This is a genomic window from bacterium (genome assembly GCA_035281585.1).
Lineage (GTDB): Bacteria > UBA10199 > UBA10199 > DSSB01 > DSSB01 > DATEDP01.
In genome coordinates this window covers 1-14,064 of sequence record DATEDP010000151.1, presented here as the reverse complement: position 1 = coordinate 14,064, position 14,064 = coordinate 1, and the positions used below count along the sequence as shown (strand labels likewise).

The 14,064-nt window shown below is 60.4% G+C and carries 13 protein-coding genes; 12 read left to right on the top strand and 1 reads right to left on the bottom strand.

Going from position 1 to position 14,064, the window contains the following annotated elements:
* The 8 genes from VJR29_13615 to VJR29_13580 form a co-directional block, all read left to right on the top strand.
* Positions 1 to 1,384, top strand: a 1,384-nt coding sequence (locus VJR29_13615) for an ATP-binding protein (GenBank protein HKY64444.1), incomplete at its 5' end; no start/stop codon positions are given.
* 107 nt (positions 1,385 to 1,491) lie between these two features.
* A complete protein-coding gene (locus tag VJR29_13610) occupies positions 1,492 to 2,460 on the top strand; it encodes a PstS family phosphate ABC transporter substrate-binding protein (protein ID HKY64443.1) in 969 nt (322 codons plus the stop codon).
* A 37-nt stretch (positions 2,461 to 2,497) separates the two neighbouring features.
* On the top strand, positions 2,498 to 3,514 hold the full coding sequence (gene pstC, locus VJR29_13605) for a phosphate ABC transporter permease subunit PstC (protein HKY64442.1): 1,017 nt from the start codon (positions 2,498 to 2,500) through the stop codon (positions 3,512 to 3,514).
* Positions 3,511 to 4,437: a phosphate ABC transporter permease PstA gene (gene pstA / locus VJR29_13600; protein ID HKY64441.1), complete on the top strand. Its 927-nt coding sequence runs from the start codon at positions 3,511 to 3,513 to the stop codon at positions 4,435 to 4,437. Before pstC ends, pstA begins: the two co-directional genes overlap by 4 nt.
* Positions 4,438 to 5,220, top strand: a complete 783-nt coding sequence (gene pstB, locus VJR29_13595) for a phosphate ABC transporter ATP-binding protein PstB (GenBank protein HKY64440.1) — start codon at positions 4,438 to 4,440, stop codon at positions 5,218 to 5,220.
* Positions 5,195 to 5,899 carry a phosphate signaling complex protein PhoU gene (phoU, locus tag VJR29_13590; GenBank protein ID HKY64439.1) on the top strand — a complete coding sequence of 235 codons (705 nt, stop codon included), beginning with the start codon at positions 5,195 to 5,197 and terminating at the stop codon, positions 5,897 to 5,899. The genes pstB and phoU overlap by 26 nt, the downstream gene beginning before the upstream one ends.
* Before the next feature lie 217 nt (positions 5,900 to 6,116).
* Positions 6,117 to 7,196, top strand: a complete 1,080-nt coding sequence (locus VJR29_13585) for a hypothetical protein (GenBank protein ID HKY64438.1) — start codon at positions 6,117 to 6,119, stop codon at positions 7,194 to 7,196.
* Positions 7,197 to 7,342: 146 nt separating this feature from the next.
* On the top strand, positions 7,343 to 8,371 hold the full coding sequence (locus VJR29_13580; GenBank protein HKY64437.1) for a hypothetical protein: 1,029 nt from the start codon (positions 7,343 to 7,345) through the stop codon (positions 8,369 to 8,371).
* Between the two features lie 140 nt (positions 8,372 to 8,511).
* Here VJR29_13580 and VJR29_13575 read toward each other — a convergent pair whose 3' ends face one another.
* Positions 8,512 to 8,784, bottom strand: a complete 273-nt coding sequence (locus VJR29_13575) for an HU family DNA-binding protein (protein ID HKY64436.1) — start codon at positions 8,782 to 8,784, stop codon at positions 8,512 to 8,514.
* A gap of 310 nt (positions 8,785 to 9,094) precedes the next feature.
* On the opposite strand from VJR29_13575, the gene gyrA reads away from it, so the two are divergent.
* The 4 genes from gyrA to VJR29_13555 form a co-directional block, all read left to right on the top strand.
* Positions 9,095 to 11,548, top strand: a complete 2,454-nt coding sequence (gene gyrA, locus VJR29_13570) for a DNA gyrase subunit A (GenBank protein ID HKY64435.1) — start codon at positions 9,095 to 9,097, stop codon at positions 11,546 to 11,548.
* A complete protein-coding gene (locus tag VJR29_13565; GenBank protein ID HKY64434.1) occupies positions 11,535 to 12,488 on the top strand; it encodes a tetratricopeptide repeat protein in 954 nt (317 codons plus the stop codon). Before gyrA ends, VJR29_13565 begins: the two co-directional genes overlap by 14 nt.
* A complete protein-coding gene (locus VJR29_13560) occupies positions 12,488 to 12,934 on the top strand; it encodes a DUF192 domain-containing protein (protein HKY64433.1) in 447 nt (148 codons plus the stop codon). The genes VJR29_13565 and VJR29_13560 overlap by 1 nt, the downstream gene beginning before the upstream one ends.
* A gap of 75 nt (positions 12,935 to 13,009) precedes the next feature.
* On the top strand, positions 13,010 to 14,064 hold a 1,055-nt coding region (locus VJR29_13555; protein HKY64432.1), incomplete at its 3' end, for a LuxR C-terminal-related transcriptional regulator.

Here is a 14,064-nt window from a genome sequence, read left to right as displayed (position 1 = left end):
GGCTTTTTCCAAGCTCACCGAGGACGCGGTGTTTCGGGTCGCGATGCCGATCGACGGTATCTACAAGCTCCTCGGCCGGGTCCGCTTTTTTATCTGGACCGTGACGGTGGTCCTGCTGGCCTTGAGCTGGCTTTTCTATTTCACCTTGGTGCGGCGAACCGACGAGGCGCTCCTTCGCTTCAAGAAAATGGTCAAGGGTTTCGAGCAGGGCAACTACAACCAGCGCTTTCCGGTGGTCCGCGACGACGGGGTCGGCGAAATCGGCCAATCGATGAATTCGCTGGCCCGAGAGCTGGAGCGAAAAATTCGGGCCTTGGCGGAGGAGCGCGATCGCTTCAAGACCATCCTCGACGCCATGCAGGAAGGTGTCATCGTCCTCGACGCCGAGGGCAACATCTCGCTCTTCAATCCGGCGATGCGCCAGCTTTTCGGCCTGAAGGACGAGGATTTGGGCCGGCCGCCGATCGAGGTGATCCGCAACGCCGACCTCCAATCGATCGTCGAGGAATCCTTGAAGGGAAATCCGGTCGCCAACAAGGAGATCCGGATTTTGCGTGACGGCTGGGAGCATTACTTGCTGGTTCAGGCCACCGGTTTTTGGGAGGAATCGGTGGCGGCAATGGGCGCCATCGTCGTTCTCTACGACATCACCAATCTACGCCGCTTGGAGCGGGTGCGGCGCGATTTCGTCGCCAACGTCTCCCACGAGCTGAAGACACCTTTGACCTCGATTCGGGGCTACGTCGAGATTCTCCAGGACAGCGGATCCCAGCTCAACGAGCAGAGCCGGAATTTCCTCGGCATCATCGAAACCAACACCCATCGATTGGGCAAGCTGGTCGAGGACCTTTTGCGCTTGAGCGAGATCGAGAGCCAGCAATTCGTCCTCAAGCCCGAGATTTTCCGAGTCCAGGAGCTCTTCGGTGAGGTCCTCGATCTCCACGATTCGCTGCTCAAGAAAAAGGCAATGGCCGTCGACGTCAGCATCGAGCCTGAGAACCTCGAGCTCTACGCGGATCGCATGGCCCTACTCCACATGCTCAACAACCTGGTGGAGAACGCGATCAAGTACGGCTACCCCGAAACCACCATCCAGCTGCAATGCCGGAGCGCGGGCGAGACCGCGGTTTTTCGCGTGCAAGATCGGGGGATTGGCATCGCCGGCGCCCATTTGGAGCGGATCTTCGAGCGCTTCTACCGGGTCGACAAATCGCGGAGCAAGCAAGAGGGCAGCACCGGCTTAGGGCTGGCCATCGTCAAGCACCTTGTCCAATTAATGGGCGGCGAGATCACCGTCGAAAGCCTCGAGGAACAGGGCAGCACTTTTATCTTCCGGCTGCCTCGGGCGGTGGCATCCCAGGCGCCGGAGTCGCTTGCCAAATAGTTTCCCCCCCGACACGCCTTTGTCACAGGCCGGGGCGATAGCCAAACGACCACCGCCATTTCGATTTCCCGTTGATTCATCCCCCAACCGCCTATAAGGAGGCCACGGTGATTTCATCTCAGCTTAAAAGAAATTCGTGGATTTTTGGCATTGCGGCTTGCTTGCTTTCCCTGACAGCTTGTGGCGAAAAGAAAAGCGCCGAAGCTCCGCCGGCCGCGCCCTCGGCACCGGCAGCTCCGGCCGCCGACGCCAACAACATTACGGTCAAGGGTTCGGACACGATGGTCGTCCTCGGCCAGAAATGGGCCGAGGCCTACATGAAGGAAAAGCCCGGCGTGACCATCCAAGTCACCGGCGGCGGCAGCGGCACCGGCATCGCCGCTTTGCTCAATGGCACCACCAACATCGCCAACCTGAGTCGGGCCGCCAAGAAGGAAGAGATCGAGAAGGCCAAGGGCCAGGGCCGCGAGCTCAAGGAAATTCCGGTCGCCTTCGACGGCTTGGCGGTGGTGGTCAATTCGGCCAATTCCCTTCCCCAGCTGACCATTCAGCAATTGATGGGCATTTACACCGGCCACTTCAACAATTGGAAGGAAGTCGGCGGTCCCGACCAAAAGATCATTCGCTACTGCCGGGAATCGAACAGCGGCACCTACGTCTTCTTCAAGGAGCATATCCTGGGTGAGCGCGATTACGCCCCCGACTGCCAGACCATGCCCGGCACCGGCGCGGTGGCCGAGGCGGTCACCCGCGATCCCAGCGGCATCGGCTACGGCGGCGTTTCCTATTTTGAGAAGCGCTCGGAGCTGAAGGTCCTTCCGCTCAAGAAAGACGAAGCCTCGGCCGCGATCAGTCCCCTGACCGCCGAAGGCAAAGTCAATTCGCTCCAGATCCGCAACTCCGAGTATCCGATTTCGAGGAACCTTTTTGTCTATGTGGCCGGTCAGCAAACGCCCCAGGTCCAGGCTTACATCGACTGGATGCTCAGCGATGCCGGGCAGAAGGTGGTCGAAGAAGTGGGTTATGTCCCGCTCAAGGACAGCCAGTCGGCGGCGAGCGCCGCGCCCGTCAAGTAATTAAAATGGAGGGGATCGCAAGGTCCCCTTTTCTTTTATGGAGCAAACGATAGAAAAGACCCTGGTGGACTCTTCCGATTCCATGAAAGGGGCCTCGGTGGGCCGGACCCGGCGTCGTGAGCTGCGTGGTTTCGACTGGCGGCAGCGTCTTTGGGAAGGCTTGATCCAGGTCTTCTTGGCGTTCAACGGCTATCTCGCCGTCATCCTCATCGGCCTCATCTTCTTCTTCCTGTTTAAGGAAGGCATCCAAGCCCTCGCTACCATCAAGCCGATCCAATGGATCGGCCACAAGACCCTCGATTTCGAGGGCCGCGAGATCTTCGCCTTCATTTGGCAGCCGGTGAGCAGCAGTCCCAAATATTCGCTTTTGCCCCTGCTTTCGGGCAGTTTCCTGGTCGCCTTGCCGGCCACCCTGATTTCGACTGTGATCGGGATCGGCTGCGGGATCTATTTGGCCGAACTGGCTTCCCATCGGGTCCGGGAGGTTTTGAAGCCGATCGTCGAGCTCTTGGCCGGCATTCCGACCGTGGTTATCGGTTTCCTGGCGCTGAGCCTCTTGGCCAGCGTCGTCCAGAGCCTTTTTCACACCACCTTCCGGCTCAATGCCTTTGTCGGCGCACTTGGGGTTTCGCTGGTCATCATCCCGGTCATCGCCAGCATGACCGAAGACGCCTTGCGAGCCGTTCCCAACGAGCTCCGTGAAGCGAGCTACGGACTGGGCGCGACTCGCTGGGAGACCTTGAGCAAGGTGATCGTCCCGGCCGGAATCTCCGGCATCTCGGCCTCGGTGCTGCTCGGCATGGGCCGGGCCCTGGGCGAGACCATGATCGTCTTGATGGCCACCGGCAACGCCGCTCTCTTTACCGCCAATATCTTCTCGAGCGTCCGCACCATGACCGCGACCATCGCCTCCGAGCTCGGCGCGGTGGCCCAGGGCAGCGAGCAGTACTACGCGCTCTTCTTCGTCGGTTCGGTCCTCTTCACCTTGACCTTTGTCATCAACCTCGTCGCCGAAATCGTCGTCGAGCGGATGCGGCGGAGGCTCAAGCTGTGAAGAACCGCGGGCTGGTTGGAATTGTCTTCGAGAGTCTCTGTCGGGCCTGCGCCTTGTTGGTCGCCGGCGTCGTCCTCTTCATCCTCGGCTTCATTTTCACCAAGGGCATCGGCACGATTTCCTGGGAGTTTTTGACCACCGCGCCCAGCGACGGCATGACCCACGGCGGGATCTTTCCGGCCATCTTCGGCACTATCGCGATCACCCTGCTGATGATCATCATGGCCCTGCCGCTCGGCGTCTCGGCGGCGGTCTACCTCAACGAATATGCCCACCAAGGCCGTTCGGCCCGTTTCATCCGGGCGGCGATCAATAATTTGGCCGGGGTGCCTTCGATCGTCTTCGGCCTTTTCGGCGTCGGCTTCTTCGTGCTTTTCGTCGGCCGCAACCTCGACAAGGTCCTCCAGACCGGCCTGCTCTTCGGCCAGCCGGCCCTGCTTTGGGCCGCCGCCACTTTGGCGGTCCTGGTCCTGCCGGTCATCATCGTTTCGACCGAGGAGGCCCTCAAGGCCGTGCCCAAGAGCCACCGCGAGGCGGCTTATGGACTGGGCGCGACGCGCTGGCAGGTGATCCGTCGAGTGGTGTTGCCGCAGGCTTTGCCCGGCATCCTGACCGGCGCCATTCTGAGCATCAGCCGGGGGGCCGGTGAGACCGCGCCGATCCTGTTCACCGGCGCCGCCTATTTCCTGCCCAAGCTTCCGGTCACCAAGCTTTTCGGCGTGATCCCGATGGTCAACCCGCTCGACCAGTTCATGGAGCTGGCCTATCACATCTTCATCATGGCCACCCAATCGACCAACGTGACCCTGACCCGGCCCATCCAGTACGCCACCGCCTTGGTGCTCTTAACCATTACTTTCACCTTGAATTTAAGCGCGATCCTGCTCAGGATCCGCTTTCGAAGAAAATTGCGCCGAGGATAAATGAACCAAGCCGCCGCCATCGCCCCCGAACCGAACAAGGTCGAGGTGAAATCGCTCAATTATTTCTACGGAACCGAGCAGGCTCTGTTCGGCGTCGACATGGCGATCGCCGACAAGCAAATCACCGCGATCATCGGCCCTTCCGGTTGCGGCAAATCGACCTTGATCAAGGCCATCAACCGGATCGGCGAGATTGCCAACGACATCAAGATCGAGGGCGACGTCCTCCTCGACGGCGGCAGCGTCTATTCCAAGTCGGTCAACTTGGTGGAGCTGCGTCGCCGGGTCGGGATGGTCTTCCAGAAGCCCAACCCCTTCCCCAAAAGCATCGTCGAGAACGTCCTCTTCGGTCCCAAGCTCCATGGCGTCCGCGACCGGGGCCAGCTCGAGGAGATCGTCGAAACCAGTCTCAAGAAGGCCGCGCTTTGGAACGAGGTCAAGGACAAGCTCAGCAAGAGCGCGATGGAGCTTTCCGGCGGTCAACAGCAGCGGCTCTGCATCGCCCGGGCCCTAGCCGTCGATCCCGAGGTCCTTTTGATGGACGAGCCCTGCTCGGCGCTGGATCCGATCGGCACCTCCCGGATCGAGGAAACCCTTGAGGTCCTGAAGAGCCAGTATTGCATCGTGATCGTCACCCACAACATGCAGCAAGCCGCCCGAGTTTCCCAGTCGACGGCTTTCTTCATGAAGGGTAAAATCATTGAATACGATGAAACCCAGAAGATCTTCACCAAGCCCTCGGAAAAACTGACCGAGGATTACATCACCGGGAGGTTCGGATAAATTGGAGCACAGCAGCAGGCAATACGAAGCGGAACTAAGGGAACTCAAAGAGAAGCTGCTCATGATGGGCAGCCGTATCGAAGATCTGATCAAGGACTCGATGCATGCCCTGGTCGAACGGGACACCGACTTGGCCAAGAAGGTCATCGCCGGCGATCATCCGGTCAATCGCCTCGAATTGGAGATCGACGAGCTTTGCCTCAAGCTGCTGGCCCTTCGCCAACCCACCGCGGTCGACCTTCGCTTCATCACCTTGGGCCTCAAGATCGTCGCCGACCTCGAGCGGGTCGGCGATCTGGCGGTGAATATCGCCGAGCGGGCGATCGAGCTCAATGCGGAGCCGCCGCTCAAGCCCTACATCGATCTCCCCAAAATGGCCGGCTTGGTCCAGGGCATGCTGAAGAAAGCCTTGGATGCCTTTGTCAGCGAAGACGTCGACTTGGCCCAAGCGGTGCTCAAGGCCGACGATGAAATCGATGCGCTCAACCACAAGATCTTCGAGGAATTGGTCGACTACATGGGCCGGAACAAGGACAACATCAAGCGGGCCTGTCGCCTGATGTTCGTCAGCCGCTACCTGGAACGGATCGCCGACCACGCCACCAACGTGGCGGAAATGGTGATCTTCATGGTCCAAGGCCGCGATATCCGACATATGTACTCGGCCGGCCTCACCTAAACCGCCAGCCCCCACTTATCCACAGCCGCTCGCCAGCGAAAAATCGTTAATTTTCGAGATTTTAACTCGCTCACCCTTTTTTCGTGACATTTATGTGACGAACAGGTAAATTCCGTCCATTAAAGCGCTCATGGTTATATATATTTGAAATAATTAAGTTTATAGCCGTTTTGGGCTCGAATGTTACTTCCTTGTGACAAGGGGCGGGAACAGAGAAATGGTCCAAAGAGTTGACGATGCCCGCAGGGCTCAGGCTGAAAATCAGGCCCATCGCTACGAAAGAAACGCCGAAAATTGTTCGCCGCCCGCTCGCCCCAGCGCCGCCAGCGCCGATTCCGCCCGTCGCAACCAAGAGAACGCCGACAATGAAAGCCGCCGAGTTCAACAGGCCCTGATCCGCCGCATCGCTCAGTTTCCCCTGATGCAGGAGCGGCCGGCCAGCGCCCATTCGGTTGCTTCGCGAAACGAAACCCAGACCCTGCTTCAACTGCAACGGGCCCTAGGCACCCAACAGCAGCCGGCCGGGGTGCCCGCACGGGTCTTGGTTGCGGCAGGTTTCGTGTCGCGCCCCTCGGTCACCCGGATCTACACCGCCAAGAAGAGCGGAACCCGAGCCGAGGGCATGGCGGTGTCGAAGAAGACCGCCAAGGCGGCGCACAGCGAGAAGTCGGCTCCTGTCAAATCGAGCGAGTCGGCGGCGCCGGCGAGCCCGGGCCGCAGCCTGCCGCGGCTCAATATCCCGCGGCCGGCTCAAGCGGCGGTGCGAGGTGCCGGTATTTTGGTTTCCCCTCAAGGCGCTTCGGTCTTGCAGCCCGCCAAAGGCAAGCTCTTGACCAGCGGCGTGGCGATTTTTCTCAGCCGCCCCATCGCCAACGGCAGCCATGGCGGCGTTAAATCGTCGGCACCGGTGCTGGGCTTCGGTTTCGGGCTCTCGCCGCTTTTTTCCCAACGGGCCACGATGCTCAGCCCTCGGGCCCAGGCTTATATCCTCCAGCTGGCGATTCCGGCGAAATTGAGGATCTTTTTCCGGGGCCTGGCTCCGACCTCGCCTTGGGAAAAGGCCATGGGCAATATCGGCCGGGTTTTAATGGCGATGTTCCGCCGGGCTCGCCGCTCCAGCGGAGGGAGCTCCAATCGACCTCGGGTCGACCGGGAATTTCTCAACAAGATGTTCCGGCTGACGGCGCGCCTAAGGCGCCAAGCCAAGCTGAACAAGAAGCGGGTGCGCCGCGTTTCAAGCAATATCGCCCGGGCCGTCGGCAAGACTAAGACCAAGGATCTCAAAGACTTTTATTGACAACTTTAGGCTCCGGGTAACGATAATTTTTTGCTCGGGGCATTCCTTTCCTTCGCAAAAGAATCCCCCTACGACCGTCGATTTGGGCACCTTCAAGGTGGGGCGATGTCATGGGCGATAGGCCGATAATCCCGGTTTTCCTTCAGATGGCGTTTGGCGCTACCGCCGAAACGCCCGTCGGCTTTTCGCCTTCCCGCCAGCTCGCCGAGCTGCTTGACCAGCTTGAGCCAGAGATGGGCTTCCGGGCTCGGGCCGCCGGCGGCGCCAAGGTGGCCGACCTCGTCGAGGGCCTTCCGCCCGCGCTTTCCCAACAACTCCGCGGTCGTTTTGGCAACGCGATATTGGCGGAGTTGGTCTCGCTCGAAAAGGAGCGGGAGCCCGAGCTTTTTTTCGCCGGCTTGCTCCGCTTGGCCGGGCGCCTCGCCCAAGAGCCGACCACCGAATTGACGGCATTGGGAATCTATCACCGCATCGAAGTCGCCTCCGGCCTCCAGCCTTTGATCAGCCAGGCCCGCAAGCAGCGCAAAGCTCTCCAGGGCGAAGGCAGCTTTGGTCAAAATGCCGAGGTTTTCCTGCGCCACGCTGGGCGGGAGGTGGGCGATTACCGGAACCTGCTCGGCACCTTCGCCGGCGCCACCATGGCCTCGGGTTTTTATAAGTTCGCCAAATATTCCACCGGCCGATCGATGGCCCAGGGCTTGATGGCGCGGGGCATTGGACCGGGGACTTTCGAAGGCGCAATGATGCGGATGAAGGCCAAAGCCATCGGCTTGGCCGCCGGCTCCTTCGGCGCGGCCTTGAGCGACCGAGCGGTGCGCAGCGCATTCGGACAGCGGGTGGCTTGGGACGCCAGCTCCTTGGCCCGGGACACCGCCATGTACGGCGTCAATCTCAGCGCTTGGCGGCTGGCCAGCAATCTCTCCACCTCCTATAGCGTGCGGGCAATGATGGTCGAAAGTCAGCCCCGAAACGCCTTATGGAAGGAATTGGAAATCTTCACTTTTCGCCAATTGCTGGGCGCGACCAGCCTCGGCGTGGCCATGGTGGCGAATCAAAAAATTTTCGACGCCGGCCCCGAAAATCGCTTTCAGGCTTTGGCCCACTTGGCCAGCTTGTCGGCCGGCATGAACATCGGCGGCCTGGTCGGCGCCAAGGTCCTCCACCTGACCCATTAAAAAGAAAAACCCTCCTGGGCGGAGGGTCTTCCCAAAAAAACCGTCATCCTGAGCGAAGCGAAGGACCTGCGACTGCCTTGGTCGGTCTTAGATTCTTCGGCCCCTTCGGGTCCTCAGAATGACTCTCGTTTGCGGATAAGCTAGCGAACTAGGCTCTTCAGCATCTTGCCGGCCTTGAAGCGCGGCACGCTGGAAGCCTTGATGTTGATCGGGGCGCCGGTCTGGGGATTGCGGCCGGTGCGGGCGCGGCGCTTGGCCACCATGAAGGTGCCAAATCCGGTCAGTGTGATCTTGTCTTTGCGTTTCAGGCACTTCGCGACGTTGTTGGTCAGCGAGTTGATGGCCTTTTCGGCGCTGGCCTTGGAGATGCGGGCCTCTTTGGCCACCATATTGATCAGTTCGGCTTTCGTCATAGAACCTCCGTAGAGTGTGAGTAGGGATTGTTAATAACCAGCAGGCGTCATCTCTTCGAAACAACATTTACTGCCGACATGGAGTCTGTTCGTTATTAAGCAATCGGAAGTTCTGTACGAATCCGCTTTCCCTCGGTCGACCCGCTGAGCGAAGCTCCTCGCGGCTCAGCGGCGGATTCTATCTTAGGCCTCAACCGTCCGATGTCAACGTCAAATGCGCTTTCTCCGCAAAAAAATCATCGAAAAATCGGGCCGATCGGCGATGGGAGCCGCGATTGACATCGCGGCGATCAGCCGATAGAAGCTTTCCATGGTGCGATCCGCCGAAATCCTCCCGATCAATATCGAAGACGAAATGAAGGACGCTTATCTCGACTACTCGATGAGCGTCATCATCGGCCGGGCCCTGCCCGACGTCCGCGACGGCCTCAAGCCGGTCCATCGCCGCATCCTCTACGCGATGTTCCGGGAAGGCCTGCTCAGCAACAAGCGCTTCAGCAAGTGCGCCGGCGTGGTCGGCGAGGTTCTCAAGAAATACCATCCCCATGGCGACAGCGCGGTTTACGACTCGCTGGTCCGAATGACCCAGCCCTGGAACATGCGCTATCCCCTGATCGACGGCCAAGGCAATTTCGGCTCGATCGACGGCGACGGCGCCGCGGCCTACCGCTACACCGAGGCCCGCTTGATGGCGATCGCCGAGGAGCTGCTGGCCGACATCGACAAGGAGACGGTCGACTTCGGGCCCAACTTCGACAACTCGACCGAAGAGCCGCTGGTCCTGCCGACCCGGATTCCCAACCTTTTGATCAACGGCTCCGACGGCATCGCCGTCGGCATGGCGACCAAGATTCCGCCCCATAACCTCAAGGAGGTGATCGACGCGCTGCTGCTCATGATCGAGCGGCCCGAGGTCAAGACCGAGGAGCTCTACGGCCTGATCAGCGGTCCCGATTTTCCGACCGGCGCTTTCATCTACGGTCGCGACGGAATCCGCCAAGCCTACGACAGCGGCCGCGGCTTGATCCAAATGCGGGCCCGGGCGGCCATCGAGAAGGTCGCCAAGGGCGACAAGGAAGCGATCATCGTCTCGGAGCTTCCCTTCCAGGTCAACAAGGCCAAGCTGATCGAGCAGATCGCGGTCCTGGTCCGCGACGGCAAGATCGAAGGCATCGGCGACCTCCGCGACGAATCGGACCGCGAAGGCATGCGGATCGTGATCGAGCTGAAGCGCGGCACCGTCGCCGGCGTCATCCTCAATCAGCTCTACAAGCACACCCCGATGCAGAGCAGCTTCGGTGTCATCCTGCTCTCGATCGTCCAGGGCCAGCCCCGGATCCTGAGCCTCCGCGAGATGCTCCAGCTCTTCCTCGACCACCGCAAGGAAGTGGTGACCCGCCGGACGGTCTTCGAGCTGCGCAAGGCCGAGGAGCGGGCCCATATCCTCGAAGGCCTCAAGATCGCGGTCGAGAACATCGACGAGGTCGTGGCCCTGATCAAGAAGTCCAAGACCCCGCCCGAAGCCAAGCAAGCCTTGATGGAGCGCTTCGGCCTGAGCGAGATCCAGTCCCAGGCCATCCTCGATCTCCGCCTGCAAAGGCTGACCGGCCTGGAGCGCGACAAGATCATCCAGGAATTCCAAGACATCCAAGACCTGATCCGCCGGCTCAAGGAGATCCTGGCCAGCGAGAAGCTGGTCTACAAGATCGTCGCCGATGAGCTGAAGGAGATCCGCGAGAAATACGGCGACGCCCGCCGGACCGAGATCATCGCCACCGCCCAAGACATCAGCGTCGAGGACCTGATCCAGGAAGAGGACATGGTCGTCACGGTCAGCCACAACGGTTACATCAAGCGCAACCCGATCAGCCTTTACCGGGCCCAGCGCCGCGGCGGCCGGGGCAAGACCGGCATGGTCACCCGCGACGAGGACTTCGTCGAAGACCTCTTCGTCGCCTCGACCCACAGCTATGTCCTGGTCTTCAGCTCCAAGGGCAAGGTCTATTGGCTGAAGGTCCATGAAATTCCCCAGGCCGGCCGGGCCACCAAGGGCAAGGCCATCGTCAACCTGCTCAACCTGGCCCAGGACGAGAGCGTGGCGGCCATCCTGCCGGTCCGCGAGTTCAAGGAAGGCTGCGGCGTCGTCATGTGCACCCGCAACGGCACCGTCAAGAAGACCGACCTGATGGCCTTCAGCAATCCCCGGGCCGGCGGCATCATCGCCCTGGGCATCGACGAGGGCGATGAGTTGATCGAGGCCTCGCTCAGCGAGGGCAACAAGGACATCTTCATCGGCACCGCCGAGGGCATGACCATCCGCTTCGCCGGCGAAGAGGTCCGGGAGATGGGCCGCACCGCTTACGGCGTCCGCGGCATCAAGCTGGAAGAAGGCGACCACGTCGTCGGCATGTCGGTGGTCAACGAGGGCGCCGCCATCCTGACCGTCTCGGCCAACGGCTTGGGCAAGCGCACTACGACCGAGGAGTATCGGGTGCAGGGCCGGGGCGGCGTCGGCATCATCACGATGAAAGTCACCGAAAAAACCGGCCGGGTGGTGACGGTCAAGCAAGTCAACGACAGCGACGAGATCATGGTCATCACGACCAAGGGCAAGATCATCCGCACGCCGGTCAACACCATCTCGGTGATCGGACGCAACACCCAGGGCGTCCGGCTGATCAACCTCGAGCCCGGCGAAGAGGTCAGCGCGGTGGCCAAGCTCGCCGAAGCCGAGGGCGAGGACGAAGGGGATGTCCAGACTTAGGGTCTTCATCCTCCTCTTGGTGCTGGCGGCAATCGGCGCCGGATTCTACCTCGTCCCGCGCAAGCGGCCCTTCGAATCCTATACCGTCCGAGCTTCCGACGCCCTCCAAAACAAGGATTTCGAGCAATCGATCGAGCTCTACCTCAAAGCCTTGCGGCTCTATCCGGACCACGCCCGGGTGCCCGAGATCCTCCTCATCATCGGCGACATTTACAATTTCTCGCTGGCCAATTCGGAAAAGGCCGCCAAGGCCTACGACATGCTCACCACCCGTTTTTCCAAGACCGAGCAGGCCCGGCTGGCCTTCGAGCACGCCGCCGAGATGCACGAGAAGAACGAGGCTTTCGAGAAGGCGCTCCTGGCCTACCAGGGGCTCATCGACAACTTCCCCGATTCCGAGGATCTCGACGGCTTCCGCTTCAAGGTGGCGATGATGGCCGCCAAGCTGAAGAAGTTCGAGCCGGCCCGGCGCTCGCTGATGGCGATCATCGATCAAAACCCCGACACTCCGATCGCCGACCAGGTCCTCTTTCAGATCGGCAATCTCTTCTTCATGGAAGGAGCCGCGAAGCAGGCGGTCCAGGTCCTGGAGGTGGCGGCCGAGAAGTACCCTGACAGCCCGCTCCAGACCGAAATGCTGTTCACCGCCGCCAACGCCCATGAAGAGCAGGGCCAGATCGACAAAGCCCTGAAAATTTACCGTCAGATCCGCTACACTTACCCCAATCCCCGGGTCATCGAGAAGAAGCTCGACAAGCTGGCCGACCGCCAGAAGGAAGTGAAGGCCATGGAGGCGCGCAGCCGCCAAGGGATGCGAATGGCCGGGCCGCTGCCGCCGGGCGCCGAATCCAAGCCCAGCCCCAAGAGCGGGGTTCGAGGCCGGAAGAAGACCCAAGAGGTCGACAAGAGCCTGCTCGAATTGATGGAAGGAGAGCCTTGATGCGAAGCCTCAAATTAGCCCTGCTGTGCCTGTTCTTCGTTTCCTGCGGCGGCGGGAGCGGCGGCCAGGATTTGCTGGCGGTCAAGGTTTTCGGCAGCGACGGCGCCTTGCGCCGCGAATTCCAAGCCGAGCTGGCTGACGATCCGACCGAGCGGAGCCAAGGCCTGATGTGGCGCCAAGAGCTGGCCAAGGATAGGGGCATGCTCTTCATCTTTCCCCAAGACACCGAGGGCCCTTTCTGGATGAAGAACACCTTGATTCCGCTCGACATCATCTTCATCGGCGCCGACAAGAAGATCGTCTCGATCGTCGAGCGGGCGACGCCGCAAACGACCAGCCCGCGCGCGCCCGAGGGCCCTTATCGCTATGTGTTGGAGATCAACGGCGGGCGAAGCGCCGAGCTAGGCATTCAAGCCGGCGACGCCGTTGAATTTCAAGTTCCCTGAAATGGAATTTCTTATTGTCTTTTTATTTCCAGAAAATACAATTTTATAGGAATCGCCCAGGGGAAAGAGGGACTCTTGCTTTCGCAAAGCGCCAAAGAAGGGTTGGTAGGGGAAGTTCTGCGCACCTCCTTCGAAGTGCTGAGCTTGGACGAAATCGCCCACCGGGTCCTGCCGCCCTTGGAATCGGTCTTCAAGACGAACTCCTCGCTGTTGTTCCGCAACGACGAGACCGGCAAAATCGTTCCCTTAGGCGGGAAGATGTTTCCTCTCGTCGGCCCCTATCAAGCGGAAGGATATTACCGGCAAGACCTCTTGGATCAGTGCATGCAGCGTGAGAACCCGGTGGTCTTTTACAGTTCCAGGGCCCCGCTGTGGAAAGACTACCTGAAGGGGCCTGTATTCCATGAATTCACTCATCCCAACGGGGTCGACAATTACATCCAGTTAAGGTTGACCGACACCGGCCACAATGAGCCCGGAAATGTATCCCTGATGTTAGTTCGGCTGCAGAAGCAGCCCGATTTCACCAAGCAAGACGATCAATTGTTGCAGCGAGTCCTCCCGGCCTTGCAAACGGCGGTGCGTCGCAGCTTGCGGGTCGAAGATCGATTGACAGCCCAGCTGGTCTTGGAAGCGATGCTGGAGAAAAGTCGCTCCGCGACCCTTGCCCTAGACTTGCAAGGAAAGGTCTTATGGGCGTCCGACTCCGCTCGAGCCCTGTTGCCGAAGCTTCCCGGATTTTCCCAAGCTCTGCCCGAAATTCTGGTCCAAGGAGTCCGGCGGCTGGGGGCCCTGGCCCTCAAACGACCGCTTCGAGAGGTCCCGCCTTCAAGGGTGGTCTTGACCCGCGGCGCTAAACCGCCGGCCCGCGCCGAATTGCACCTGGCCCGCACCAAAGAGGGCGCACCCTTCGTCATGGTCGAGCTCGAAAGCGATGAAATTCCGCCGATCCTCGCGGAAAGGGCGGCTAATTTCCATCTTACCGCCGCCGAGACCGAGGTTCTTCATCTCATCTCCCTGGGACTGTCCGAGGACGCGATCGCCCGCCGGCTCTTTGTGTCCAAGGCCACGGTCCATACCCACGCGATTCGCGTATTCAGCAAACTCGGGGTCCATTCCCGAGTCCAGGC